Annotated in this window: 20 protein-coding genes and 1 pseudogene; 14 read left to right on the top strand and 7 right to left on the bottom strand. The window is 65.5% G+C overall.

The window, feature by feature from the left end; all coding sequences use genetic code 11:
• Nucleotides 1-50: 50 nt before the first annotated feature.
• Nucleotides 51-503, bottom strand: coding sequence for a universal stress protein (locus ACKI1H_RS28605; protein ID WP_138525075.1), 453 nt, complete (start codon nucleotides 501-503; stop codon nucleotides 51-53).
• Between the two features lie 215 nt (nucleotides 504-718).
• On the bottom strand, nucleotides 719-3,571 hold the full coding sequence (gene rapA, locus ACKI1H_RS28600; protein ID WP_440467068.1) for an RNA polymerase-associated protein RapA: 2,853 nt from the start codon (nucleotides 3,569-3,571) through the stop codon (nucleotides 719-721).
• 226 nt (nucleotides 3,572-3,797) lie between these two features.
• Between rapA and ACKI1H_RS28595 the strand changes: the two genes are divergently transcribed.
• From ACKI1H_RS28595 to ACKI1H_RS28565, 7 genes are all read left to right on the top strand, one after another.
• Nucleotides 3,798-4,103, top strand: coding sequence for an aspartate-semialdehyde dehydrogenase (locus ACKI1H_RS28595; protein WP_138525077.1), 306 nt, complete (start codon nucleotides 3,798-3,800; stop codon nucleotides 4,101-4,103).
• 48 nt (nucleotides 4,104-4,151) lie between these two features.
• On the top strand, nucleotides 4,152-4,751 hold the full coding sequence (locus ACKI1H_RS28590) for an alpha-ketoglutarate-dependent dioxygenase AlkB family protein (RefSeq protein WP_440467067.1): 600 nt from the start codon (nucleotides 4,152-4,154) through the stop codon (nucleotides 4,749-4,751).
• Nucleotides 4,748-4,909, top strand: coding sequence for a hypothetical protein (locus ACKI1H_RS28585; protein WP_171049519.1), 162 nt, complete (start codon nucleotides 4,748-4,750; stop codon nucleotides 4,907-4,909). The genes ACKI1H_RS28590 and ACKI1H_RS28585 overlap by 4 nt, the downstream gene beginning before the upstream one ends.
• 203 nt (nucleotides 4,910-5,112) lie before the next feature.
• Nucleotides 5,113-5,223, top strand: a complete 111-nt coding sequence (gene ccoM / locus ACKI1H_RS28580) for a cytochrome c oxidase subunit CcoM (RefSeq protein ID WP_024764625.1) — start codon at nucleotides 5,113-5,115, stop codon at nucleotides 5,221-5,223.
• A gap of 182 nt (nucleotides 5,224-5,405) precedes the next feature.
• Nucleotides 5,406-7,394 (top strand): FUSC family protein, encoded by a 1,989-nt coding sequence (locus ACKI1H_RS28575; RefSeq protein ID WP_440467066.1) that lies wholly within the window; start codon nucleotides 5,406-5,408, stop codon nucleotides 7,392-7,394.
• Entirely contained in the window at nucleotides 7,381-7,590 is a 210-nt protein-coding gene (locus ACKI1H_RS28570) for a DUF1656 domain-containing protein (protein WP_138525080.1), read from the top strand. The genes ACKI1H_RS28575 and ACKI1H_RS28570 overlap by 14 nt, the downstream gene beginning before the upstream one ends.
• Nucleotides 7,591-7,603: 13 nt before the next feature.
• A complete protein-coding gene (locus ACKI1H_RS28565) occupies nucleotides 7,604-8,461 on the top strand; it encodes an efflux RND transporter periplasmic adaptor subunit (protein WP_138525081.1) in 858 nt (285 codons plus the stop codon).
• On the opposite strand, the gene ACKI1H_RS28560 is transcribed toward ACKI1H_RS28565, so the two are convergent.
• The 3 genes from ACKI1H_RS28560 to ACKI1H_RS28550 all read right to left on the bottom strand — a co-directional run bounded on the left by ACKI1H_RS28560 (nucleotide 8,442) and on the right by ACKI1H_RS28550 (nucleotide 11,183).
• Nucleotides 8,442-9,620 carry an MFS transporter gene (locus ACKI1H_RS28560; RefSeq protein ID WP_440467065.1) on the bottom strand — a complete coding sequence of 393 codons (1,179 nt, stop codon included), beginning with the start codon at nucleotides 9,618-9,620 and terminating at the stop codon, nucleotides 8,442-8,444. The genes ACKI1H_RS28565 and ACKI1H_RS28560 overlap by 20 nt on opposite strands.
• Nucleotides 9,621-9,762: 142 nt before the next feature.
• Nucleotides 9,763-10,233: a MaoC family dehydratase gene (locus ACKI1H_RS28555; protein ID WP_138525083.1), complete on the bottom strand. Its 471-nt coding sequence runs from the start codon at nucleotides 10,231-10,233 to the stop codon at nucleotides 9,763-9,765.
• Nucleotides 10,230-11,183 (bottom strand): lysophospholipase, encoded by a 954-nt coding sequence (locus ACKI1H_RS28550; RefSeq protein WP_440467064.1) that lies wholly within the window; start codon nucleotides 11,181-11,183, stop codon nucleotides 10,230-10,232. The genes ACKI1H_RS28555 and ACKI1H_RS28550 overlap by 4 nt, the downstream gene beginning before the upstream one ends.
• Before the next feature lie 306 nt (nucleotides 11,184-11,489).
• On the opposite strand from ACKI1H_RS28550, the gene fadD2 reads away from it, so the two are divergent.
• Nucleotides 11,490-13,178: a long-chain-fatty-acid--CoA ligase FadD2 gene (gene fadD2 / locus ACKI1H_RS28545; protein WP_138525085.1), complete on the top strand. Its 1,689-nt coding sequence runs from the start codon at nucleotides 11,490-11,492 to the stop codon at nucleotides 13,176-13,178.
• Nucleotides 13,179-13,257: 79 nt separating this feature from the next.
• Here the strand turns inward: fadD2 and ACKI1H_RS28540 are convergent, their stop codons facing one another.
• Nucleotides 13,258-13,494 (bottom strand): YdcH family protein, encoded by a 237-nt coding sequence (locus tag ACKI1H_RS28540; RefSeq protein ID WP_017522197.1) that lies wholly within the window; start codon nucleotides 13,492-13,494, stop codon nucleotides 13,258-13,260.
• 447 nt (nucleotides 13,495-13,941) lie between these two features.
• Here ACKI1H_RS28540 and fadD1 point away from each other — a divergent pair, with 447 nt between their 5' ends.
• From fadD1 to ACKI1H_RS28510, 6 genes and pseudogenes are all read left to right on the top strand, one after another.
• Nucleotides 13,942-15,627: a long-chain-fatty-acid--CoA ligase FadD1 gene (fadD1, locus tag ACKI1H_RS28535; RefSeq protein ID WP_138525086.1), complete on the top strand. Its 1,686-nt coding sequence runs from the start codon at nucleotides 13,942-13,944 to the stop codon at nucleotides 15,625-15,627.
• A gap of 85 nt (nucleotides 15,628-15,712) precedes the next feature.
• Nucleotides 15,713-16,540: pseudogene (locus ACKI1H_RS28530) on the top strand (cache domain-containing protein); the annotation flags it as partial.
• A gap of 102 nt (nucleotides 16,541-16,642) precedes the next feature.
• Complete coding sequence (locus ACKI1H_RS28525; RefSeq protein WP_410477994.1) at nucleotides 16,643-17,398, top strand: methyl-accepting chemotaxis protein; 756 nt, start codon at nucleotides 16,643-16,645, stop codon at nucleotides 17,396-17,398.
• A 163-nt stretch (nucleotides 17,399-17,561) separates the two neighbouring features.
• Nucleotides 17,562-21,581, top strand: a complete 4,020-nt coding sequence (gene hrpA, locus ACKI1H_RS28520) for an ATP-dependent RNA helicase HrpA (RefSeq protein ID WP_440467063.1) — start codon at nucleotides 17,562-17,564, stop codon at nucleotides 21,579-21,581.
• A 30-nt stretch (nucleotides 21,582-21,611) separates the two neighbouring features.
• Nucleotides 21,612-22,205: a nicotinamide riboside transporter PnuC gene (gene pnuC / locus ACKI1H_RS28515; RefSeq protein WP_440467062.1), complete on the top strand. Its 594-nt coding sequence runs from the start codon at nucleotides 21,612-21,614 to the stop codon at nucleotides 22,203-22,205.
• A complete protein-coding gene (locus ACKI1H_RS28510; protein ID WP_440467061.1) occupies nucleotides 22,205-23,230 on the top strand; it encodes an AAA family ATPase in 1,026 nt (341 codons plus the stop codon). The genes pnuC and ACKI1H_RS28510 overlap by 1 nt, the downstream gene beginning before the upstream one ends.
• On the opposite strand, the gene ACKI1H_RS28505 is transcribed toward ACKI1H_RS28510, so the two are convergent.
• A complete protein-coding gene (locus ACKI1H_RS28505) occupies nucleotides 23,227-23,931 on the bottom strand; it encodes a glutathione binding-like protein (RefSeq protein ID WP_440467060.1) in 705 nt (234 codons plus the stop codon). The two genes, ACKI1H_RS28510 and ACKI1H_RS28505, sit on opposite strands and share 4 nt — an antisense overlap.
• Between the last annotated feature and the right edge of the window lie 90 nt (nucleotides 23,932-24,021).

The following is a 24,021-nucleotide window of genomic DNA, read 5'->3' as shown; positions in this document are numbered from 1 at the left end:
AAAAGGCCCTGCGGTTTGCACCGCAGGGCCTTTTGTCTATCCGGGGGCTGTTACTTCTCGCGAACCAGCAGCACCGGACGGTTGCTGACGCGCAGCAGGCCTTCGGCCACGCTGCCCAGCATCAGGCGGCGCACGCCACGGCGGCCGTGGGTGCCCATGACGATGATGTCGGCCTTGGAGGCCTCGGCCTCGATCTCGATGCGCTCGGCGATCTCTTCGCTGGCGCGTTCCTGGCAGACCCGCTCGAAGCTGGTTTTCACCGGGAACTCGGCGATCTTCTCCTTCGCCTTGCCGAGGATGTCATCGGCGGCCTTCAGCGCGGCTTCGCGCAGCGGCTCCGGGTTGTAGTACACCGCGTAGTCGGGCAGATGGCGCAGCGGGCTGTCGACGATGGTGATGACACGCAGCTCGCCGCCGCTCAGCTGGGCCAGCTTAGCCGCTTCGACCAGGGCACGGTCGGAAACCGGGCTGCCGTCCACCGCTACCAGAATGCGCTCGTACATGATGTGTTCCCTCAATGAGTGGCTTGGTAAGGAAACTCTATCCCCCCATGGGCGAGATTCCCTTGCGCAGCGTCAATGGTAGTCGGTGTGGCCGATCGTGCCGGGACTAGAGCGGCGTAACGGGGTGTTTCGAGGGTGGCGGGCGCACCGACCAGGCATGAAAAAAGCCGCCACCGGTTACCCGGTGGCGGCTTCTGCATGATGCGCTGGCGGGATCAGCCGGCGACCAGCACGCGGATCGCTTCCAGGCGCAGGGAGGCCTTGTCCAGCAGCGCCAGGCTGTCGTCACGCTGCTTGCGCAGGGCGTCCAGCTCGCTGTCGCGGACGCTGGGGTTGACGGCCTTGAGCGCGGTCAGGCGCGCCAGTTCCTCGTCGAGGGTTGCGGTCAGCTGCTGGCGGGCGGCTTCGACGCGTTCGGCATGGCGCGGGGTGATCTTGGTCTCGGCCTGGGCGAACTGCTTGGCCAGCACGTCACGTTGTGCCTGCACGAACTTGTTGGCGCTGGCGCGCGGTACGCTTTCCAACTGGTCGTTCAGGGTGTCGAAGGACACGCGCGAAGACAGGTCGTTGCCGTTGGCGTCCATCAGGCAGCGCAGCGCCACCGGCGGCAGGAAGCGGCCGAGCTGCAGCTTGCGCGGCGCCACGGCCTCGCTGACGAACAGCAGTTCCAGCAGCACCGTGCCGGGCTTGAGCGCCTTGTTCTTGATCAGCGCCACCGAGGTGTTGCCCAGCGAGCCGGACAGCACCAGGTCCATGCCGCCCTGCACCATGGGGTGTTCCCAGGTGAGGAACTGCATGTCTTCGCGGGCCAGGGCCTGGGCGCGGTCGTAGGTGACGGTCACGCCTTCGTCGTCGCCCAGCGGGAAGCTGGCGTCGAGCATCTTTTCGCTCGGGCGCAGGATCAGGGCGTTCTCGGAGTGGTCCTCGCTGTCGATGCCGTAGGTATCGAACAGACGCTCCATGTAGATCGGCAGGGCGAACTGGTCGTCCTGTTCCTCGATCTCGGCCACCAGCGCCTCGCCTTCGCCAGCGCCGCCGGAGTTCAGCTCCAGCAGTCGATCGCGGCCGTTGTGCATCTCGGCTTCCAGCGCTTCACGGGCGGCGGTGCCTTCGGCCAGCAGGGCCTCGAAGACGTCGTCGTCGCCGCCGTCCAGCAGCTCCACCAGACGCGGGCCGAAGCGGTGCTGCAGGGCGTTGCCGGTAGGGCAGGTGTTGAGGAAGGCGTTCAGGGCCTGGTGATACCACTGGAACAGGCGCTCCTGCGGGCTGTTTTCCAGGTGCGGCACGTGGATCTGGATAGTGTGCTTCTGGCCGATCCGGTCGAGACGGCCGATGCGCTGTTCCAGCTGGTCCGGGTGGGCCGGCAGGTCGAACAGCACCAGGTGGTGGGCGAACTGGAAGTTGCGGCCTTCGCTGCCGATTTCCGAGCAGATCAGCACCTGGGCGCCGAACTCTTCATCGGCGAAGTAGGCGGCGGCGCGGTCGCGCTCAAGAATGCTCATGCCTTCGTGGAACACGGTGGCCGGGATACCGGACTTCAGGCGCAGGGCATCGCCCAGGTCCATCGCGGTCTCGGCGTGGGCGCAGATGACCAGCACCTTGTACTGCTTGAGCATCTTCAGAGTGTCGATCAGCCACTCGACGCGTGGGTCGAAGCGCCACCAGCGGTTGTTCTCGTCGCCGTCGTCGGACTGCGCCTGGAAGCTGACTTCCGGGTAGAGGTCCGGGTGCTCGCCCAGCGGCAGCTCCATGTACTCGATCGGATTGGTCAGCACGTAGGGGTGCAGCTGGCGTTCCGGGAAGCCCTGCACGGCGGCACGGGTGTTGCGGAACAGCACGCGGCCGGTGCCGTGGCGGTCGAGCAGCTCCCGTACCAGGCGGGCACGGGCTTCTTCATTGCCGGCTTCGACGCTGGCCAGCAGTTCGTCGCCCTCGCTGCCGAGGAAGCCATGGATGGCCTGGCGCGCGGCGGGGGAGAGGCTGCCCTGGTCGACCAGTTCCTGCACCGCCTCGGCAACCGGGCGGTACTGGGTGCTTTCGGTGCGGAAGGCTTCCAGGTCGTGGAAACGGTCCGGGTCGAGCAGACGCAGACGGGCGAAGTGGCTGTCCAGGCCGAGCTGTTCCGGGGTTGCAGTGAGCAGCAGGACGCCGGGGATGACCTGGGACAGTTGCTCCACCAACTGGTATTCGGGGCTGGCCTGTTCCGGGTGCCACACGAGGTGGTGGGCTTCGTCGACCACCAGCATGTCCCACTCGGCGGCGAACAGCGCGTCCTGGGCTTTTTCGTCCTCGCGCAGCCACTCCAGCGCCACCAGGGCCAGCTGGGTGTCTTCGAAGGGGTTGCTGGCATCGCTCTCGACGAAGCGCTCGCGGTCGAACAGGGCGACTTCCAGGTTGAAGCGTCGGCGCATTTCCACCAGCCACTGGTGCTGCAGGTTCTCCGGCACCAGGATCAGCACGCGGCTGGCGCGGCCGGAGAGCAGCTGGCGGTGGATCACCAGGCCCGCTTCGATGGTCTTGCCCAGGCCCACTTCGTCGGCCAGCAGGACGCGCGGCGCCATGCGGTCGGCGACTTCGCGGGCGATGTGCAGCTGGTGCGCGATGGGTTGTGCGCGGGCGCCGCCCAGGCCCCAGAGCGAGGACTGCAGCAGGCGGGTGCGGTGTTCCAGGGTGTGGTAGCGCAGGCCGAACCAGGACATCGGGTCGATCTGCCCGGCAAACAGGCGGTCGCTGGCCAGGCGAAACTGGATGAAGTTCGACAGCTGGGTTTCCGGAACGGTGTGCTGTTCGTTCTGCGCGGTGAGGCCGTGGTAGATCAGCAGGCCGTCGATCTCGTCCACTTCGCGGACGGTCATCTTCCAGCCTTCGAAGTGGGTGATCTGATCGCCCGGGGCGAAGCGCACGCGGGTCAGCGGCGCATTGCGCTCGGCGTACTGGCGGGTATCACCGGTAGCCGGATAGAGCACCGTGAGCATGCGGCCGTCCAGAGCGAGGATGGTCCCCAGCCCAAGTTCCGCTTCACTGTCACTGATCCAGCGTTGACCGGGTTGATACTGCGCCATGGACACCTCCCAAAAAAAGCCGGCTATGGTACCGGAACGCGCAGCTTTCAGCGATGGCCGTCGGCGCCTCCGGTCGCCCGAATCATCGGCAAGACCTGTTTGAGGCGTGCACTCATCGCGAATCGTGGAAAGTGTAGCGAGGCGCACTCAAGTCTGTGGTGCTCCGGCCGATAGCCTGACCAGAGGACTTGTCAGCGCACTTCTCCACAGGGCCTGCGCCCAGGAATAATCGATGCTGCCGCCCATTCCCCATAGTCTGGCACCCGTCACTGCACAGCAGGACGTGCCCAAGCCGCGACCGGATGTCACCCCGGTGACTCCGCCTGCACCCAGCGCAGGCAATGCCGGCGTGGAGCTGGAGCGCCGTCCGGACGAAGAGGCGTTGCGCGAGGAGTACCAGCGCCGGCGCAAACGTCGCCAACTGGCCGACGGCACGCCCGAGGGTGAGGCGCTGGAGGAACTGGAGGAAGTCGAGGAACTGGGCGAGGACGTGCAGGCTGCCCCGCGCAAGGGGCTGTGGATCGATGTCGAGGTCTGACCTGGCAGGGGAGTAGACTGGCCCCATCGCTGAGTACCCGAGCTTTCCATGCTGTTCGACGACGCCCCGATCCTTCTCCCCGATGCCGAGCTGCGCCTGATCCCCGACTGGTGCCCGCCGCAGCGCGCGGCCCACTGGCTGGAACAACTGCTCGCCGAGACGCCTTGGGAACGACCGCAGGTGCATCTGCATGGCCGCGACTACCCCGTGCCGCGCCTGGTCAACTGGTATGGCGATCCCGAAGCTTTCTATACCTACTCCGGCCTGACCCATGCGCCGCTGCCCTGGACGCCGCTGCTGGCCGAAATCCGCTCGGCGGTGGAGCAAGCAGCCGGCCAGCGCTTCAACGGCGTGCTGCTCAACTACTACCGCGACGGCCAGGACTCCATGGGCTGGCACAGCGACGACGAGCCCGAGCTCGGGCGCAACCCGGTGGTGGCCTCGCTGAACCTGGGCGGTACGCGGCGCTTCGATCTGCGGCGCAAGGGGCGAAACACAATCGAACACTCCATCGATCTGTCCGGCGGATCGCTGCTGGTCATGTCCGGCGCGACACAGCATTATTGGCAGCATCAGGTTGCCAAGACGCGCCGTCCGGTTGCTCCGCGCCTGAATCTGACTTTCCGCCTGGTGCATGCCCTGCCATGAGCAACGAAGACAAGCTGATCGACTTCACCGCCGAGCGCGACAAGCGCATCCACGACGTGCACGAAAAGCGCCTGCAGGACGTGCGCAAGGCCTTCGAGCAGGCGCTGCCGCTGGGCAAGCCGCGCAAGAAGGGCAAGAGCAAGCCCAAGAAACGCTGATTTTCCCTCTCCAAGGGCCGCCAGGCCCCGCTCTGCGCGGCTTCCCGCCGCACCCGATCCCCTCCGGAACTTGACCTGCGTCAGTGCTCCGGCCCTCCCCGGAAAGCGCCTTGTCGACCATTGATCCAGGTCAATTGGTCCTGCCTGGCCGCCGGTAATCTGCACACATCCCCAGACGATGTAGGCAACAGGAGGCCAGCATCATGTTCATCGACGAAGTGGTTCTCGCAGGCATCCTTACCGTCGGATTGATGGTTGTTTTCTTCGGTGGGGTCGGAATTTTCATCTGGAAGGACAGCCACAAGAAGAGCTGATCCTTACAGATATACAGAGCACGCAAGGCACTTCGGGCGACTTAGGTCGCCCGTTTTTTTTGCCTCTACGAAAGTCGGGATGACACATTGTTAGCTTGCTAATAATATGATGGGTAACGATTCCGTCATCCGCTTTGCCGACTATCTTTAAGCGATAGACCCGGACCCTTTCGAGAGACCGCGTGCGACCTACGCTACAGGCATTCCTTGCGCCGGATACGCTGGCGCTGAAATTCGCGATCAAGACCCTCCTGGCCGGCGGCCTGGCGCTCTGGTGCGCCTTCCGTTTCGACCTGGAGCAGCCGCAGTGGGCGCTGATGACGGTGTTCATCGTGTCCCAGCCGCTGTCGGGCATGGTGGTGGCCAAGGGCCTTTTCCGCCTGATCGGTACCTTGTTCGGTACGGCCATGTCGGTGGTGTTCATAGCGCTGTTCGCTCAGACGCCCTGGCTGTTCCTGCTGGCCATCTCGCTCTGGCTGGGCCTTTGCACCGCGGCATCGACCAGCCTGCGCAACCACGTGTCCTATGCGTTCGTGCTGTCGGGATACACCGTGGCGATCATCGGGCTGCCGGCGATCACGCACCCACTGGACGTCTTCGACCAGGCTGTCGCGCGCAGTACGGAAATCTGCCTGGGCATCCTCTGTGCTTCCGCCGTCAGCGCGATTCTCTGGCCGCGCCGGGTCGAGGCCAACCTGGGCAAGCAGGCGCACGCCACCTGGCTCACCGGCATGCAGGCTGCGCGCAGTGAGATCGATGCCGATGCGCGGCAGATCAAGGGCCTGCTGCAGGCGCTGGGCAAGATCGTCGAAGTCGATGTGCAACGTGATCACGCCTGGTTCGAGGGCTATCGGGGGCGGATGCGCTCGCGCGCGCTGCGGATTCTCTCCCGCGACCTGCTCAGCCTGCTGCGCACTGCGCGCGGTGTGGCCCGCCAGCGCAGCGTGCTGGATGCCGAGGACCGCGCGCGCCTGCAACCCTGGTTCGAGGAGCTGCGCGCCACCCTGGAGGACCCGCAGGTGGACGCCATGTGCTCGCTGCAGGAGCGTTTGCAGGCGGCGGGCCTGGATGAAAGCTACTCCAACGACCTGCGCTATTGCCTGACCCGCTGCGCCCTGCTGCTGCTCAAGGCGCTGAATTCGGAAAAGACCATGCGTGCCGTGGCGGACGGGCGCGTGGATGATGTCGCCACCGGCACCCTGTCCTGGCACCGCGATTGGCTCATGGCGCTGTTCTACGGCCTGCGCAGCGCGTTGGCGCTGCTGGGCATGTCGGCGTTCTGGATGGCCACCGCCTGGCCGGCGGCTACCGGCGGCATGCTGCTGGCAGCGGTGATCTGCAGTCTGTTCGCCAACCGCGATAACGCCGTCACCATTGGCCTGGGTTTCCTGCGTGGCATCCTCTACGCGATCCCGGCGGCAGCTGTCGTGAGCCAATGGCTGCTGCCGCAGTGGAACGGCTTCCCGCTGCTCTGCCTGGCGCTGGGCGTGCCGCTGTTCTTCGCCCTGTTGGGCATGGCCACGCCTGCGCTGGCGGGGACGGCGACATCCTTCTCGATCCACTTCATTACCCTGGTGGCGCCGAGCAACGTGATGAAGTACGACCTCGCCAACCTGCTCAATTCGGCCCAGGGCATCGTCATCGGCGTGGGCTTCGCCGTGCTGGTGTTCCGCCTGCTCACCTTGCCGGCGGACTGGCTCAACCTCCGCCTGATCCAGGCCACCTGCGAGGACCTCGGGCGCCTGACCCGGCGGCCCCTGGCGGAAGCCGAGAGCTGGTTCGGCGGACGTATGGCCGACCGCCTGATTCGCCTGGCACGGCATTACACCCTGCTGCCCAGGGAAGAGCAGAAGCGCTGGCAGGACGGCCTGCTGGCGCTGGACCTGGGCAATGAACTGATCCATCTGCGCTCCTGCCTCAGCGGAGCGCAGGGACAACTGCGCAAGCGTCGCGACCAGTTCCTCGGCTCTCTGGCCGGAGTACTGGAGAAGGGGCCGGCGCAGGGCCGCGAGCAACGCCTGGAAAGCCTCTGCCCGCCGCTGGAGGAGGCTCTCGCCCACGACTTGCAGGGCGATAACGAACCCAACCGTCTGGCCCGTGCCGCGTTGGCGCAGTTGCGCCACACCTGGCGGCAGTGGTGCCGTCTGGAGGACTCCCATGGGGCTGCATGAGTTCGGCTGGGGCGGCGTCTACATCAGCCCGCTGTTCATCTATGCGCTGCTGGCCCTGGGGCTGACCGCGCTGTTGCGCCTGCTGTTGCAGGCCACGCCGCTCGGCCGCCAGATCTGGCACGAAGCCCTGTTCGACTGTGCTCTGTTCGTGCTGATCCTGTGCGGGATCACCTGGGCGCTGAGCGGAACACCTTGAGAGGAGAAGCTGTATGCGCGGAACCCTTCGCGTAGTCATCACCATCGCCCTGGTCATCGCCGCCATCCTGGCCGGCACCTGGCTGTGGCGCTACTACATGCTGTCGCCCTGGACCCGCGATGCGCGTGTGCGTGCCGATGTGGTGGTGATTGCCCCGGACGTGTCCGGCTGGGTCACCGACCTTGCCGTACAGGACAACCAGCAGGTCAAGGCCGGCGACCTGATCATGCGCATCGATCACGAGCGCTACGCGGCGAATCTGGAGCAGGCCAAGGCGTTGGCCGAGACCCGGCACCAGCAGTACCTGTTGCGCGTGAGCGAGGCTTCGCGGCGTAGCAAGCTGGGCATCGCGGCGATCAGCGCTGAGGACAAGGAGACCGCGCAGATCAACGCATCCATCGCCAAGAGCGAGTACGACGAAGCCCAGGCCCAGGTGCGCCTGGCGCAACTGAACCTGACCCGCAGCGAGATGCGCGCGCCGCGCGACGGGCAGATCACCAATCTGCGGCTGGCCCAGGGCAACTACGTGCAGGCGGGCCAGGCGATGATGGCGCTGGTGGACCAGAAGTCCTTCTACGTCACCGCCTATTTCGAGGAAACCAAGCTGCCTGGCATCCGTGTCGGTCAGCCGGCCCAGGTGGTGCTGATGAGTGGTGACATTGCCATCGACGGCACCGTGGAGAGCATCAGCAGTGGCATCACCGACCGCAACGCGATCCCTGACAGTCAGTTGCTGGCCAACGTCGAACCGACCTTCAACTGGGTGCGCCTGGCCCAGCGCATCCCGGTACGCATCCATCTCGACAAGGTGCCCGAGGGCGTGCACCTGAGCGCCGGCATGACCGCCAGCGTTACCGTGAAGGAGCGCTGATTCCCGCCGCCTGCGGTTCGCGTCCGAACCAGCAGGACAGTGCCGCGCACAGCACCGACGCCGCTACCAGGCTGATACCGACCCAGGGCGTCCAGGCGATGCCCGCCAGGCTGATCACCGCGCCGCCCAGCGCCGCGCCGAGGGCCACGCCCAGGTGCATCGCCGAAGTGTTCAGCGCCACCCCGGCGCTACCGCTGGCCGGGTCGCTGGCCAGCAGATAGCTCTGCACCGCTGGCGAGATCATCCAGCTGATGGTGCTCCAGATCATCAGGGCGCCGAGCAGCAGCCAGGGGTGGCCGAGGCTCAGCGGGATTGCCAGCATCGCCACTGCGAACAGCACCGGCACCACCAGCAGCGCGCGGCGGTGGCCGAGGTGATCGCTCAGCCAGCCGCCCAGGTATCCGCCACCGATGGCCGCCAAGCCGATCAGCAGCAGCGTCAGGGCGATGCCCCGGCTATCGGTGATCCCGGCGACCTGCTGGAACCACGGCGTGATGTAGGCGAACAGCGTGAAGTGCCCGCCCAGCAGGAGGATCGATACCAGTTGCGCGAGGTTCAGTACCGGGCTGCGCAGCTGGCGCCTGTAAGCCGCGCTGCTGGCGGGACTGTCCAGCGTGCGGCGAGGCAGGGCGATCCGCAGCAGGGCGGCCAGCGGCAGCGAGTAGAGGGCAATGGCGGCGAAGATCCAGCGCCAGCCGAACCAGTCGTTGACCAGCACGCCGGCGGGTACGCCGAACACCAGCGAGCCGCTGATGCCCATGAAGATCAGACCGATGGCGCGCCCGCGCTGGGCCGCCGGCGCCAGCTCCACTGCCAGCAGGCTGGCCTGCATGATCAGCAGCCCGCAGCAGGCGGCCATGCCAATGCGCATCAGCAGCAGGGAAACGTAGCCGGGGCTCAGCGCGGCACCCGCGTTGAACGCGGCGAATACCAGCAGCGTGATGACCAGCAGCCGGCGACAGTCGGCGCCACGGGTAAGCCAGCCGAGCAGAGGCGCGGCGATGGCGAAACTCAGGGAGAACAGGCTGGTGAGTTGCCCGGCGAGGCTCAGGGAAACGTGCAGGTCGTTGGCAAGGGACGGCAGGATGCCGGTGAGGATGGCCTCGGCGAGGCCCGCGGCGAAGGTGCAGAGGGATAGCAACAGCAGTCGAAGGTCCATGGCGGCTCCGATTCCCGGTGAGGGGTTTCGGGCACGAAGCCTTCGGTTATCCCGGATGGATATGAAGTAACGGGGGCAGGGTAGTCGAGCGGGAAACTGTATACAAGTTTCCGGGGCCGCTGGTACGGCCCCGGAACGTGTGTCAGCCGATGGTGATCGGCGGCAGGGCGGGCAGTTCGATGTCGAGTTTCTCAGTCGGTGCCATGACTTCGGCCTCGCCTTTGACCACGGCCTTGCCGTCCTGATTGAGCACCACGGTGCCGATACGTACGCGGTTCTTCGGCAGCTTCTCCAGCACTTCCAGTTCCACGGTCAGTTGGTCACCGAGCTTCACCGGGCGAGTGAAGCTCAGGTTCTGGCCGAGGTAGATGGTGCCAGGGCCGGGCAGGGTGGTGGCGATCGCCGCGCTGATCAGCGCGCCGGTGAGCATGCCGTGGGCGATGCGCTCCTTGAACTGGGTGGTGGCGGCGTAATCGGCGTCCAGGTGCACCGGGTTGCGGTCGCCGGAGACTTCGGCGAACAGCTGGATGTCGCGCTCGGTGACGCTGCGCTGGAAGTTGGCCTTCTGGCCGACTTCGAGTTCTTCGTAGGGGACGTTTTGCACGGAAGTCATAGGGGCTCCTCGGTTTTCTCGACCTGCGGGACGGGGCAGTGTGCCGCCAGCCAGTCGATCAGGTTGCGGGTGGCCTCGTCGCGGTTGCTCTCGTTGAACAACTCATGGCGAGCGTCGGGATAAATCTTCAGTTGGACGTCACGAACCCCGGCCCGGGTCATCGCCTGGGCGAGATCGCGTAGACGCTTGCCCTGGCTGACCGGGTCGCGCTCGCCGCCGATGACCATCACCGGCAGGTCGGCGCGGATGCTCGACAGGTGCCCTGCCGGGGTGATGTCGGCCAGGCCGCCGAGCAGGTCGATCCACAGCTGGTTGCTGCAGCGGAAGCCGCAAAGCGGATCGGCGACATACTTGTCGACCTCGACCGGGTCGCGGCTGAGCCAGTCGAAGGCAGTGCGGTTGGGTTTGAAGGCCTTGTTGAACGAGCCGAAGGACAGGAAGTCGATCAGCGCGCTGCGCCCCAGTGGGCCCTGGCGCCAACGCTCGAAGCGGGCGATGAGGCGGGCGCTGTTGTACAACGCCACGGGCTGGTAGTTGGAGCCTGACAGCACCGCCGCCTTTACGCTGGCGCTGTGCTGCATCAGGTAGGCGCTGCCGATGTAGCTGCCCATGCTGTGGCCGAGCAGGATGATCGGCAGGTCGGGGTGCTCCTCGCGCACATGCTGGTTCAGCGTATGCAGGTCGCCGATCACCTTGCCCCAGCCGCCGCGGTCGGCGTAGTGGCCCAGTTCGCCGTTCTCGGCGGTGCGCCCGTGGCCGCGCTGGTCGATGGCGTAGAGGTGGTAGCCCGCGGCGTTCAGCGCCAGGCCCAGGCGCTCATAGCGGCCAGCGTGTTCGGCCATGCCGTGGGACAGCATCAGGGCACCGCGGGACGGGCCTTCCGGCGCCCAGTGGCGGGTGTAGAGCGGTGTCTCGTCGCTGGCGGGGAGCCAGTAGGCGGCGTAGGGCATGGGGTCCATCCTGCTTCTTGTTCGTCGATTCTTATTGGAATGGGGCCATGGAGCGGGCCAGACGGGGCGATTCTGCCACGCCGGGACATCTTCTGTATGGATTGCTCGCTGCGTACGTCTGGCGCGCTGTATGACCCGTCCTAGGCGGCCGCCGGCTCTATCCCGCGCGATGCCGGGATGGTGGCGCAAGATTCACGCAGTCTATGACGCTACCTGGAGTCTTTGCGATGACCAAAGGAACTGCTAGCTTCCGTCGAATGACCGCAATGACGGTTCGGTTTCGCTCAGGTATGAGGACAAGAATAAATGCAACCTGATTTCTGGAACGACAAACGCCCGGCCGGCGTGCCCAGCGACATTGACCTGACCGCCTACAAGTCGGTAGTGGAAGTCTTCGAGCGCTCCTGCAAGAAGTTCGCCGACCGTCCTGCCTTCAGCAACATGGGCGTGACCCTGACCTACGCCGAGCTGGACCGTTTGTCCGCCGCCTTCGGCGCCTACCTGCAGAAAAACACCGACTTGAAGCCCGGCGACCGCATTGCCGTGCAGATGCCGAACATCCTGCAATACCCCATCGCCGTGTTCGGCGCCCTGCGCGCCGGCCTCATCGTGGTCAACACCAACCCGCTCTACACCGCCCGTGAGATGCGCCACCAGTTCAAGGATTCCGGTGCACGCGCGCTGGTCTACGTGAACCTGTTCGGCAAGCTGGTGCAGGAAGTGCTGCCCGATACCGGCATCGAATACCTGATCGAGGCGCAGATGGGTGACCTGCAGCCCGCGCTCAAGGGTCTGCTGGTCAACACCGTGGTCAAGCACGTGAAGAAGATGGTGCCGGAGTACAACCTGCCCCAGGCCGTCTCCTTCAAGGCCGCCCTGAGCCAGGGCCGTGGCCATGGTCTGCAGCCGGTCAAGGTCGGCCTGGAAGACATCGCGGTGCTGCAGTACACCGGCGGCACCACCGGCGTCGCCAAGGGCGCCATGCTGACCCATGGCAACCTGGTCGCCAACATGCAGCAGGTGCACGCCTGTCTGCAGCAGCATGGCCCGGACGGCAAGCCGCTGATGCAGGTGGGCAACGAGGTGATGATCGCGCCGCTGCCGCTGTACCACATCTATGCCTTTACCGCGAACTGCATGTGCATGATGGTCAACGGCAACCACAACGTGCTGATCAGCAACCCGCGCGACATTCCCGGCTTCATCAAGGAACTGAAGAAGTGGCGCTTCTCCGCGCTGCTGGGCCTCAACACCCTGTTCGTCGCACTGATGGACCGTCCGGAATTCAAGGAACTGGACTTCTCCAACCTGAAGGTCACCAACTCCGGCGGTACCGCGCTGGTCACCGCCACTGCCGAGCGCTGGAAGGCCATGACCGGCTGCACCGTGGTGGAAGGCTATGGCCTGACCGAAACGTCCCCGGTGGTCAGCACCAACCCCTACGGTGATGCGGCGCGTCTGGGCACTGTCGGCCTGCCGGTGCCGGGCACCGCGCTGAAAGTCATCGACGACGACGGCAACGACGTTGGTCTGGGTGAGCGTGGCGAGCTGTGCGTGAAGGGCCCGCAGGTCATGAAAGGCTACTGGCAGCGTCCGGACGCCACCGCCGAGGTGCTGGACGCCGAAGGTTGGCTGCGCACCGGCGATATCGCGGTGATCGACCCGGACGGCTTCACCCGCATCGTCGACCGCAAGAAGGACCTGATCATCGTCTCCGGCTTCAACGTCTACCCCAACGAGATCGAGGACGTGGTCATGGCCCACCCGAAAGTCGCCAACTGCGCGGCCGTCGGTGTGCCGGACGAGAAGTCCGGCGAGGCGGTGAAGCTGTTCGTGGTGGCCCGCGAGGGCGGCGTGACCGTCGAGGAGCTCAAGGCCTACTGCAAGGAAAACTTCACCGGCTACAAGGTGCCCAAGCACATCGTGCTCAAGGACGCCCTGCCGATGACCCCGGTGGGCAAGATCCTGCGCCGGGAGCTGCGCGAAACCGCCTGAGGCCAGCGTGAATGAAAAAGGGGGCTGATCCTGGATCAGCCCCCTTTTTTATGGGTGGCGGGTTGTCGGGCAGGGCCGGTCAACCACCACAGCCGCCACAGCAGCCTTCCTTCTTGCGCAGGATTTCGTAGAGATCGTCCTTGAGCTGCAGCTTCTGCTTCTTCAGCGCCTCGATGGTGTCGTGCGAGGCAGGGGTGATGCCGGCTTCCATGTTCTTGATCTCCTGGTCGAGATCGTTGTGGCTATGGAAGAGCTTGGCGAAATGCGGGTCTTCGGCCTTCAGACGGGTAATCTTTTCGCGGTATTCGGGAAACATGAGGGTTCTCCAGGAGAGTGCAGGAGCACTTTGCGAGATCCCGCCCCGGAGAGTGTTGAGGTAGATCATTGAAGGCGCCGCGAGGAGAGGGACGGAAATCGCCGGATCGAACTCTGACGATCTACCCCGTCACGGGGACTGGCCTGACGATCATTTCCCGTTCTTTTTGCCGGTTTCATTTCTCTGAAATCCACTTTGTCGGACAATCCAACAAGGCTGCGAGCCTTCTGGGACGGGCTTTTCCGACGAGTGGAGGGTTGGTGACCGGAAAGCCTGTCTCTGGTCATTTTTCTTACTGACAAGGCTGTGTTTGGTGCTGGTCGCTGTTTCTCAAAGCTGATAATCTCGGCCCGCTTTTCGCTCCCCGAGCCTGGGGAAAGCGACATAAACACAACAAAGAACCGCGAACGCGGTAAAAGATGAGCTGTTGCTTAGGAGTGGGCTTCCATGACCGACAATTTCTGGAAGGACAAATACCCAGTGGGGATCGCTGCCGAGATCAACGCTGACCAGTACCCGAACATCCTCGCGGTACTCAAAGAATCCTGCCAACGTTTTGCAGACAAGCCTGCCTTCAGCAACCTGGGCAAGACCCTGACCTACGGCGAGATGTACAAGCTCTCCGGGGACTTCGCCGCCTACCTGCAACAGAACACCGATCTCAAGCCCGGCGACCGCATCGCCGTGCAACTGCCCAACGTGCTCCAGTACCCGGTCGTGGTCTTCGGCGCCATGCGCGCTGGCCTGGTCGTGGTCAACACCAACCCGCTGTACACCGCGCGGGAAATGGAGCACCAGTTCAACGACTCCGGCGCCAAGGCGCTGGTGTGCCTGGCGAACATGGCGCACCTGGCCGAGGAAGTGCTGCCCAAGACCGGCATCCGCAACGTCATCGTCACCGAAGTGGGTGACATGCTGCCGCCGCTCAAGCGCTTCATCGTCAACTTCGTGGTCCGCAACATCAAGAAGATGGTGCCGGCCTACAACATCCCCACTGCGCAGAAGCTCACCGATGTCCTGGCCAAAGGCCGTGGCAAGGCGGTGAAGGAAGTCTCGCCGCACAACGACGACGTCGCCGTGCTGCAGTACACCGGTGGCACCACCGGCGTGGCGAAGGGCGCGATGCTGACCCACCGCAACCTGGTCGCCAACATGCTGCAGTGCAAGGCACTGATGGGCGCCAACCTCAACGAAGGTTGCGAAATCCTCATCACTCCGCTGCCGCTGTACCACATCTACGCCTTCACCTTCCATTGCATGGCGATGATGCTCACCGGCAACCACAACATCCTGGTGACCAACCCGCGCGACCTGGCCAGCATGGTCAAGGAACTGTCGCAGTGGAAGTTCACTGGCTTCGTCGGCCTGAACACCCTGTTCGTCGGCCTTTGCAACAACGAAGGCTTCCGCAAGCTGGACTTCTCCGCGCTGAAGCTGACCCTCTCCGGCGGCATGGCCCTGCAACAGGCCGCTGCCGAGCGCTGGAAGGACGTCACCGGCTGCGCCATCTGCGAAGGCTACGGCATGACCGAGACCAGCCCGGTGGTGTCGGTGAACCCGTTCCAGAACATCCAGATCGGCACCATCGGCATTCCGGTTCCGTCGACCCAGTGCAAGGTCATCAGCGATGACGGCCAGGACCTGCCGCTGGGCGAGCGTGGCGAGCTGTGCGTCAAAGGCCCGCAGGTGATGAAGGGCTACTGGCAGCGTCAGGAAGCCACCGACGAGATCCTCGACAAGGATGGCTGGCTGCGTACCGGCGACATCGCGATCATCCAGGAAGACGGCTACATGCGTATCGTCGACCGCAAGAAGGACATGATCCTGGTGTCGGGCTTCAACGTGTACCCCAACGAGCTGGAAGACGTGCTCGCCACCCTGCCGGGCGTGCTGCAGTGCGCTGCCATCGGCATCCCGGACGAGAAGTCCGGCGAGGCGATCAAGGTCTTCGTGGTGTCCAAGCCGGGCGTAACGCTGACCAAGGAGCAAGTCATGCAGCACATGCACGACAACCTCACTGGCTACAAGCGTCCCAAATCCGTGGAGTTCCGCGACAGCCTGCCGACCACCAACGTCGGCAAGATCCTGCGCCGCGAATTGCGCGACGAAGAGCTCAAGAAAATCAGAGCCTGAGCCGATAGATAAGAAACCCGCCGCAAGGCGGGTTTTTTAATGCGCGCAAGGATGCGGCGCCCCCTCCCTGCCTGAGGTATCCGCCTTGAACACTGTCCTTCGTCTGCGCGCCAAGGTCCTGCTCCTGGCCATCGTCCCGATCCTGATCCTGACCGTCCTGTTGTGCGCTATCGCCACCGTCGCGCTGAGCCAGCTGTCCACGCAGCAGGAGGCGCAGATCCGCGAGAACCTCACCCAGGACCGCGAAGCCCAGCTGAAGAACTTCGTCGACGTGGCACTGGCTGCCGTCGGCCCGGTCTACCAGGCCGCCACCCAGGGCGATGCCCAGGCGCGCGAGCAGGGTATCGCGATCCTCAAACGCCTCGAGTACGGCAAGGGCGGCTACTTCTGGGGCTACGACACCCGTTCCGTGCGTGTCTTCCAGGGCACCAGCGACGAGCGCCTGGGCGAGGACTTCAGCACCTATCGCGATCCCAATGGCATCTATGCCATCCGCGAGCTGGTGGCGGCGGGCCAGAGCGGCCAGCACTACGTGCGCTACAGCTTCACCCTGCCCGGTGGCAACGCCATCGTGCCGAAGATCGGCTATGCCCACTTCCTGCCCAAGTGGAACCTGGTGTTCGGCACCTCGCTGAACCTCGACGACGTCGAGCGAGAAGTGAAGGAAGCCGGAGCGGCCTTCGACGCCAAGATCGACAATCTGCTGCTGCTCATGGGCGGCGCGGCGCTGGCGCTGCTGGTCGTGATCGGCCTGCTTGCCGGGCTGTTCAGCCGCACCATCGTCCAGCCCATCGTGCAGGTGCGCGACAACCTCGACGACATGGCCGCCGGCGACGGCAACCTGACCCACCGCCTGAACCTCGGCCGCCACGACGAACTGGGCGACCTGGCCGGCTCCTTCAATCGCTTCGTCGAGAAGATCCACGTGTTGGTACAGCAGGTGGCCGGCACCACGAACCAGTTGTCCGGGCTGGTGGGCGACGTCGCCCAGCAGGCGCAGCGCTCCGAGCGTGCAATGGATGGGCAGCGCCACGAGACCGACCAGGTCGCCACCGCCATCAACGAGATGACCGCCGCTGCCCAGGAAGTCGCGCGCAGCGCGCAACAGGCCGCCGATGCCGCGCAACAGACCGACCGCGAAGGCCAGGCGGCCAAGCGCGAGGTGGACCTGTGCGTCTCGCAGATCAATGATCTGGTGGGTGAGGTACGCAGCAGCAGCGACTCCCTCGACACGTTGCGGCAGGACGTGCAAGGCATCGTCGGCGTGCTGGAAGTGATCCGTTCCATCGCCGAACAGACCAACCTGCTGGCGCTCAACGCCGCCATTGAAGCGGCCCGTGCCGGTGAGGCCGGACGTGGCTTTGCCGTGGTCGCCGACGAAGTCCGTGCCCTGGCCAGCCGCACGCAGCAGAGCACCGGGGAAATCCAGCAGATGATCGACCGCCTGCGCGGCACCACGGAAGGTTCGGTGAGCGCCATGCAGCGCGCCAGCGACATGGCCGAGCGTACCCGCGGCCAGGCCAACCAGGCCGGTCAGTCGCTGGACGCCATCGCCCAGCTGATCGGCACCATCAACTCGATGAACGCGCAGATCGCCAGCGCCGCCGAGGAGCAGACCGCCGTGGCCGAAGAGATCAACCGCAGCGTGCACCAGATCGCCGGTGGCGTGGACAGCGTGGCCGACGACGCGGCCAAGGGCGCGCGCACCGCGACCGAACTGAATGGCCTGGGCGAGCGCCTGCGCCAGCTGGTCGGCCAGTTCCGCATCTGATCCGGCGGGGCGCAATGCCCCGCCAATCCTGGTCGCCAGGCAATCGGCATGGCGGCCCATGCCGGTCTTTTGCGACAATTCCCGGATTGTCGCCATGACAGCCCATTCCAGGGACCGGCTCCGCACCTGCTCGCGCCGCTCCCGCCTGATGCCCGCGAAGCCGATGACCACAGACAGTACGCCGACCCCCGAACAGCTCCTGCAGCGCATGGACCACGCGATGATCCGCGACCGCCATCGCCTGCGCCGGCAGCTCCACGAACTGCGCAAACACCCCGACGAAGCCAAGCTCGCCCAGTGGGCAGAGCGCTTCCAGGCCTCCTGCGCCAAGGTCGAGGCGCGCCGCGCGAGCATCCCGAAGATCCGCTACGACGACAGCCTGCCGATCGCTGCCAAGCGCGACGAGATCAAGGCCGCGCTGGAAAAGAGCCAGGTGGTGGTGATCGCCGGCGAGACCGGTTCGGGCAAGACCACCCAGCTGCCGAAGATCTGCCTGGAGCTGGGGCGCGGCACCCACGGCCTGATCGGCCATACCCAGCCGCGCCGGCTGGCTGCGCGCAGTGTGGCCACCCGAGTCGCCGAAGAGATCGGTACGCCGCTGGGTTCACTGGTCGGCTACCAGGTGCGGTTCGAGGACCAGAGCGACGAAAGCACGCTGATCAAGCTGATGACCGACGGCATCCTGCTGGCCGAAACCCAGCACGACCGTTACCTGGAACGCTACGACACGATCATCGTCGACGAAGCCCACGAACGCAGCCTGAACATCGACTTCCTGCTCGGCTTCCTCAAGACGCTGCTGCCGCGCCGGCCCGACCTCAAACTGATCATCACCTCGGCGACCATCGACCTGGAGCGTTTCTCCAAGCACTTCGGCGATGCGCCCATCGTTGAAGTTTCCGGCCGCACCTACCCGGTGGACACCTGGTACCGCCCGCTGGCGGCGGAAGTGGACGAGGACGGCGAGGCGCTGTTCGACGACCTCTCCGTGGACCAGGGCATCCTCCGTGCGCTGGACGAGATCGCCGCGCACGAACGCGAGATCGGCAAGCGCCCCGGCGACGTGCTGGTATTCCTCCCCGGCGAGCGCGAAATCCGTGATGCCGCCGACATGCTGCGCAAGGCCAACCTGCGCCACACCGAAGTGTTGCCGCTGTATGCGCGCCTGACGCCGGCCGAGCAGCAGAAGATCTTCGCGCCCATGCCGGGGCGCAAGATCGTGCTCGCTACCAACGTCGCCGAGACCTCGCTGACGGTGCCGGGCATCCGCTACGTGATCGACAGCGGTACAGCACGCATCAGCCGCTACAGCTACCGCGCCAAGGTCCAGCGGCTGCCCATCGAAGCCGTCTCGCAAGCCAGCGCCAACCAGCGCAAGGGCCGTTGCGGCCGGGTCGAGCCGGGCATCTGCGTGCGCCTGTACAGCGAGGAAGATTTCAACGGCCGCCCGGCCTTCACCGATCCGGAAATCCTGCGCACCAACCTCGCGGCGGTGATCCTGCAGATGCTCCATCTGCGCCTGGGTGACATCGAGGCCTTCCCCTTCATCGAGCCGCCGGATGGCAAGGCGATCAACGACGGCTTCACCCTGCTGCAGGAACTCTCGGCAGTGAACCGCGAGGGCCAGCTGACACCGCTGGGTCGCCAGCTCGCGCGCCTGCCCATCGATCCGCGCCTGGGCCGCATGCTGCTGGAGGCGGCGCAACTGGGCAGCCTGCCGGAAGTGCTCACCGTGGCCAGCGCGCTGTCGGTGCAGGACCCGCGCGAGCGGCCGATGGATCGCCAGCAGGCTGCCGACCAGGCCCATGCGCAGTGGAAGGACCCGGACTCGGACTTCGCCGCGCTGATCAACCTCTGGCGCGGCTTCGAGGAACAGCGCCAGGCGCTGGGCTCCAACCCGCTGCGCAACTGGTGCCGGAAGAACTTCCTGAATTACCTGCGCCTGCGCGAGTGGCGTGATGCGCACCGCCAGCTGACGCTGATCTGCAAGGAATTGCAGTTGCCCTTCGGCTCGAAGTCGGACGGCGCCCAGCGCAAGAGCGACCCGGCCCGCGAACAGGCCAGGCCGCACGACAACCGTGGCCGCCAACCGGTCGCCAAGACCGATGAGCCGAAAGCCCGCGACATCGACTACGCCGCCGTGCACAAGGCGATCCTCTCCGGCCTGCTCAGCCAGATCGGCCAGAAGGCGGAGGAGGGCGATTACCTCGGCGCGCGCCAGCGGCGTTTCTGGATTCACCCCTCCAGCGTGATCGGCCGCAAGAAGCCACAGTGGATCATGGCCGCCGAACTGGTGGAGACCACCAAGCTGTTCGCCCGCATGGTCGCGAAGATCGAGCCGGACTGGCTGGAACCCTTGGCCGGGCACCTGGTGAAGAAGAACTACCTGGAACCGCACTGGGAAAAACGCCGCGGCCAGGTGGTGGCCTACGAGCAGGTCACGCTGTACGGCCTGATCATCATCGGCCGCCGCGCCGTGCATTACGGCCCGATCGATGCGCCGGTGTCCCGCGAGATGTTCATCCGCGAGGCGCTGGTGCGCGGCGAGATCAACAGCCGCGCCAAGTGCCTGTCGGCCAATCGCCAGTTGCTGGAAAAGCTCGATGAGCTGGAAGCCAAGGCACGCCGGCGCGACATCCTTGCCGACGAGGAAACCCTGTTCGCCTACTACGACGAACGCCTGCCGGCGGACATCTACCAGTCCGCCAGCTTCGAGAAGTGGTACGAGCGCGAGCATAAGGCGAAACCGGACCTGCTGATCATGCGCGAGGAAGATGTCCTCGCCCGCGATGCCAGCGAGGTCACCGCCGGCCTCTATCCGGATCGCCTGCAACTGGGTGAGCTGCAATTGCCGCTGACCTACCATTTCGAGCCAGGTCACGTGCGTGACGGCGTGACGCTGCGCGTACCGGCGCCGCTACTGCCGCAGCTGCCCGCCGAACGCCTGGAATGGCTGGTACCGGGCCTGCTGGAGGCCAAGTGCATCGAGCTGGTGCGCAGCCTGCCCAAGGCTATCCGCAAGAACTTCGTGCCGGTGCCGGACTTCGTCCGCGCCGCGCTGGGCAAGATGGTCTTCGCCGAGGGTTCGTTGTCCGAGTCCCTCGGCCGCGAGTTGCAGCGCATGACCGGCAGCCGTGTGCCGGAGGAGGCCTGGACGGAAGCCGAGACCCAGGTGGAAAACCACCTGCGGATGAACATCGAGGTGGTCGACGCCCGGGGCAAGTTCCTTGGCGAAGGCCGTGACCTGGCCGAACTCACCGCGCGCTTCGCCGAGGCCAGCCAGGCCGCGCTGGCGATCCCGCAGGCGGACAAGCCGCAAAAACCGGTGGAGGCCAAGGGCTTTGGCGAGGTGGCGGAGAAGGTCCAGCAGAAGGTCGCCGGGCTGTCGATGACGGTCTACCCGGCGCTGGTGGAAGAGGCCGGCGTGGTCAAGGAAAACCGCTTCCCGACCCAGGCCGAGGCCGATTACCAGCACCGCCGCGCCCTGCAACGCCTGTTGCTGCAACAGCTGGCCGAGCCGGCCAAGTTCCTGCGCAGCAAGCTGCCGGGGCAGACCGACATGGGCCTGCTCTACCGTGAGCTGGGCCGTGTCGAATCGCTGGTGGAGGACATCCTGCTGGCCAGCCTGGACAGCGCCATTCTCGACGGTGAAAGCAGCCTGCCGCGCGATGGCGCCGGGCTTGCGTCGCTGGCCGAGAGGAAGCGCGGCGCCTGGACCGAGCACGCCGAACGCATCGCTCGCCTGACTCTGGAAATCCTCAAGCTCTGGCACGGCCTGCAGAAGCGCTTCAAGGGCAAGGTCGACCTGGCCATGACGGTGCCGCTCAACGACGTGAAGGGGCAACTGGCCAAGCTGGTCTACCCCGGTTTCGTGCGCGACACGCCGCTGGAATGGCTGAAGGAATACCCGCGCTACCTGAAGGCGGTCGAGCAGCGCCTGGACAAGGTCGCCGGGCAGGTCCAGCGCGATCGCGTGTGGAGCGGCGAGATGGCCGGCTACTGGGAACAGTACTCGGCGCGCCTGGCCAAGCACGCCCAGGAAGGCAAGCGCGACCCGGAACTGGTGATGTACCGCTGGATGCTGGAGGAGTACCGCGTCTCGCTGTTCGCCCAGCAACTGGGGACGAAGCTGCCGGTGTCGGACAAGCGCCTGTCCAAGCAATGGAGCCAGGTCGAGGCCTGATGCCCGCCGCCCTGGCACAAGGATGAAGCCATGCCGTCGAATCTCGAGATAGCCGCCAACCTGATCAACCTGCTGGCGGTGCTGCTGGCGGCGCGCAACAGCGTCCACACCTGGACGCTGGGTGTGGTCGGTTGCCTGCTGTTCGGCTGGATGTTCTACACCGTGCAGTTGTACGCCGATGTAGTGCTGCAAGGCTTCTTCATCGTTACCAGCCTGATGGGCTGTTGGGCCTGGCTGCGTGGCGCTGCCGGCTCGGCACTGCCGATCAGCCGTACCGCCCCGCGCGACCTGCTGGCGATGGCGCTGCTGGCGTTCGTGGTGGCCTCCGCATACGCGTGGCTGCTGCACCATTTCACCGATGCCTACGCGCCGTGGGTCGACTCGCTGGTGCTGGCCTTCAGCGTGCTGGCGCAGCTCCTGCTCATGCGCCGGCGCCTGGAGAACTGGTTCATCTGGCTGCTGGTGAACAGCCTCGCGGTGCCTCTGTACGCCTCCCGAGGCCTGTACCTGACCGCGGCGCTCTACCTGCTGTTCTGGTTCAACGCCTGGTATGGCCTGTACCGCTGGCGCGCCGAACTGCGCGAGCAAGGTCGCAGCGTGGTTGCGGCGGGAGCGCCGGCCTGATGGTCGAGGCTGGGTTGATCGTCGGCAAGTTCTCGCCCTTGCACCGGGGGCATGAGCACCTGATCCGCCAGGCGCAGCAGCACTGCCAGCGACTCTACCTGCTGTGCTATTCCCTGCCGGAAATGCCCGGCTGCCCGGCGGTGCTACGGGAAAAGTGGCTGCAGGATCGATTCCCGCAGTTGCCCTGCTGGGTTGTCACGCCCCGGCAGGTGGCGGCCTGGCGAGCGGCGGGCAAGGCGTTGCCCGACTTGCCGGCGAACGACGCGGCGGAAGTCCTGCACCGGCAGTTCGTCGCCGACTTCTGCCGCGAGGTGATCGGTGAGACCGTGCAGGCGGTGTTCACCAGCGAGGACTACGGCGATGGCTTCGCGGCCCACCTGACCACCTGCTTCGGCCATCCGGTGCGGCATGTCAGCGTGGACCGCCTGCGCGTCACGGTGCCGGTCTCGGGCACGGCGCTACGAGGCGATGTGCATACGCTGCGCGGCTTCCTCGCGCCGACGGTCTACGCGGACTTCGTCGAGCGCGTGGTGTTCCTCGGTGGCGAGTCCACCGGCAAGTCGAGTCTCTGCCAACGGTTGGCGCAGGTGACGGGGACTGGATTCGTGGCTGAGTACGGCCGTGAACTGTGGGAAGAAAAGGGCGGGGCACTGGTCTACGACGACCTGCTGCACATCGCCCAAACGCAGGTGGCGCGGGAAGCGGAGGCGTGCGCGAAAGCAGCGCGCTACCTGTTCTGCGATACCTCGCCGCTGACCACGCTGCTCTACTGCCAGTCGATGTTCGGTTGCGTCGAAGAAGCCTTGCAGCGGCTGGCCGAGCGCCCCTACGCACGAGTTTTCCTCTGCGCCGACGACTTCCCCTTCGTACAGGATGGCACGCGCCGCGAGGAGGATTTCCGCCGCTGGCAGCAGGCTTGGTACGTTACGGAACTGCAACGGCGCGGGATCGAATACCAGCTGCTGTACGGGACGCTGGAGCAGCGCACGGAGCAGGTCCTCCGCGCGCTGGACTGGCAGCCTTAGTCGCGCTTGGGGATGGTCAACCCGCGCTGTACCGCCGGCCGCGCGAGGAAACGCTCGAGCACGCGCTTCACGTTCTGGAAGTTCTCGAAGCCCACCAGATCGCCCGCCTCATAGAAGCCGACCAGATTGCGAATCCACGGGAAGGTGGCGATGTCGGCGATGGTGTAGCGCTCGCCCATGATCCAGTCGCGGCCTTCCAGGTGGCGGTCGAGCACGGCCAGCAGGCGTCTGGACTCGTCCACGTAGCGCTGCAGCGGGCGCTTGTCCTCGTAGTCCTTGCCGGCGAATTTGTTGAAGAAACCGATTTGCCCGAACATCGGGCCGATCCCGCCCATCTGGAACATCAGCCACTGCAGGGTTTCATAGCGGCCGCTGGCGCCGGGTGCGATCAGCGAATCAGTCTTGTCGGCGAGGTAGACCAGGATCGCGCCGGACTCGAACAGCGCCAGCGGCTTGCCGTCAGGGCCGTTGGGGTCGAGGATCGCCGGGATCTTGTTGTTCGGGTTCAGCGAGAGGAATTCCGGGGACAGCTGGTCGTTGCGCTCGAAGCTGACCAGGTGCGGCTCGTAGGGCAGGCCGAGCTCTTCCAGCATGATCGACACCTTCACGCCGTTGGGCGTGGGCAGCGAGTACAGCTGCAGGCGGTCAGGGTGTTCGGCGGGCCATTTGCGGGTGATGGGGAACGCGGAAAGGTCTGGCATGCATACTCCGGTCAGGTGAGCGGGACTTTGAGTCGGCCCTCAGGATAGTCCTCCGTGCGCCGATGGTCATGACCCGTGCGCGACAAACCG

This window comes from Pseudomonas sp. YH-1 (assembly GCF_051990045.1).
GTDB classification, from domain to species: domain Bacteria; phylum Pseudomonadota; class Gammaproteobacteria; order Pseudomonadales; family Pseudomonadaceae; genus Pseudomonas; species Pseudomonas nicosulfuronedens.
This window is presented reverse-complemented; position numbering and strand designations above follow the sequence as displayed.

Bases quoted from the DNA above. Each gene is read 5' to 3' on its own strand.
- ACKI1H_RS28605 (WP_138525075.1), bottom strand. From the start codon at position 503: ATGTACGAGCGCATTCTGGTAGCGGTGGACGGCAGCCCGGTTTCCGAC.
- ACKI1H_RS28595 (WP_138525077.1), top strand. From the start codon at position 3,798: ATGCTGCCGCCCATTCCCCATAGTCTGGCACCCGTCACTGCACAGCAG.
- ACKI1H_RS28590 (WP_440467067.1), top strand. From the start codon at position 4,152: ATGCTGTTCGACGACGCCCCGATCCTTCTCCCCGATGCCGAGCTGCGC.
- ACKI1H_RS28585 (WP_171049519.1), top strand. From the start codon at position 4,748: ATGAGCAACGAAGACAAGCTGATCGACTTCACCGCCGAGCGCGACAAG.
- ccoM (WP_024764625.1), top strand. From the start codon at position 5,113: ATGTTCATCGACGAAGTGGTTCTCGCAGGCATCCTTACCGTCGGATTG.
- ACKI1H_RS28570 (WP_138525080.1), top strand. From the start codon at position 7,381: ATGGGGCTGCATGAGTTCGGCTGGGGCGGCGTCTACATCAGCCCGCTG.
- ACKI1H_RS28565 (WP_138525081.1), top strand. From the start codon at position 7,604: ATGCGCGGAACCCTTCGCGTAGTCATCACCATCGCCCTGGTCATCGCC.
- ACKI1H_RS28560 (WP_440467065.1), bottom strand. From the start codon at position 9,620: ATGGACCTTCGACTGCTGTTGCTATCCCTCTGCACCTTCGCCGCGGGC.
- ACKI1H_RS28555 (WP_138525083.1), bottom strand. From the start codon at position 10,233: ATGACTTCCGTGCAAAACGTCCCCTACGAAGAACTCGAAGTCGGCCAG.
- ACKI1H_RS28550 (WP_440467064.1), bottom strand. From the start codon at position 11,183: ATGCCCTACGCCGCCTACTGGCTCCCCGCCAGCGACGAGACACCGCTC.
- fadD2 (WP_138525085.1), top strand. From the start codon at position 11,490: ATGCAACCTGATTTCTGGAACGACAAACGCCCGGCCGGCGTGCCCAGC.
- ACKI1H_RS28540 (WP_017522197.1), bottom strand. From the start codon at position 13,494: ATGTTTCCCGAATACCGCGAAAAGATTACCCGTCTGAAGGCCGAAGAC.
- fadD1 (WP_138525086.1), top strand. From the start codon at position 13,942: ATGACCGACAATTTCTGGAAGGACAAATACCCAGTGGGGATCGCTGCC.
- ACKI1H_RS28525 (WP_410477994.1), top strand. From the start codon at position 16,643: ATGGATGGGCAGCGCCACGAGACCGACCAGGTCGCCACCGCCATCAAC.
- hrpA (WP_440467063.1), top strand. From the start codon at position 17,562: ATGACCACAGACAGTACGCCGACCCCCGAACAGCTCCTGCAGCGCATG.
- pnuC (WP_440467062.1), top strand. From the start codon at position 21,612: ATGCCGTCGAATCTCGAGATAGCCGCCAACCTGATCAACCTGCTGGCG.
- ACKI1H_RS28510 (WP_440467061.1), top strand. From the start codon at position 22,205: ATGGTCGAGGCTGGGTTGATCGTCGGCAAGTTCTCGCCCTTGCACCGG.
- ACKI1H_RS28505 (WP_440467060.1), bottom strand. From the start codon at position 23,931: ATGCCAGACCTTTCCGCGTTCCCCATCACCCGCAAATGGCCCGCCGAA.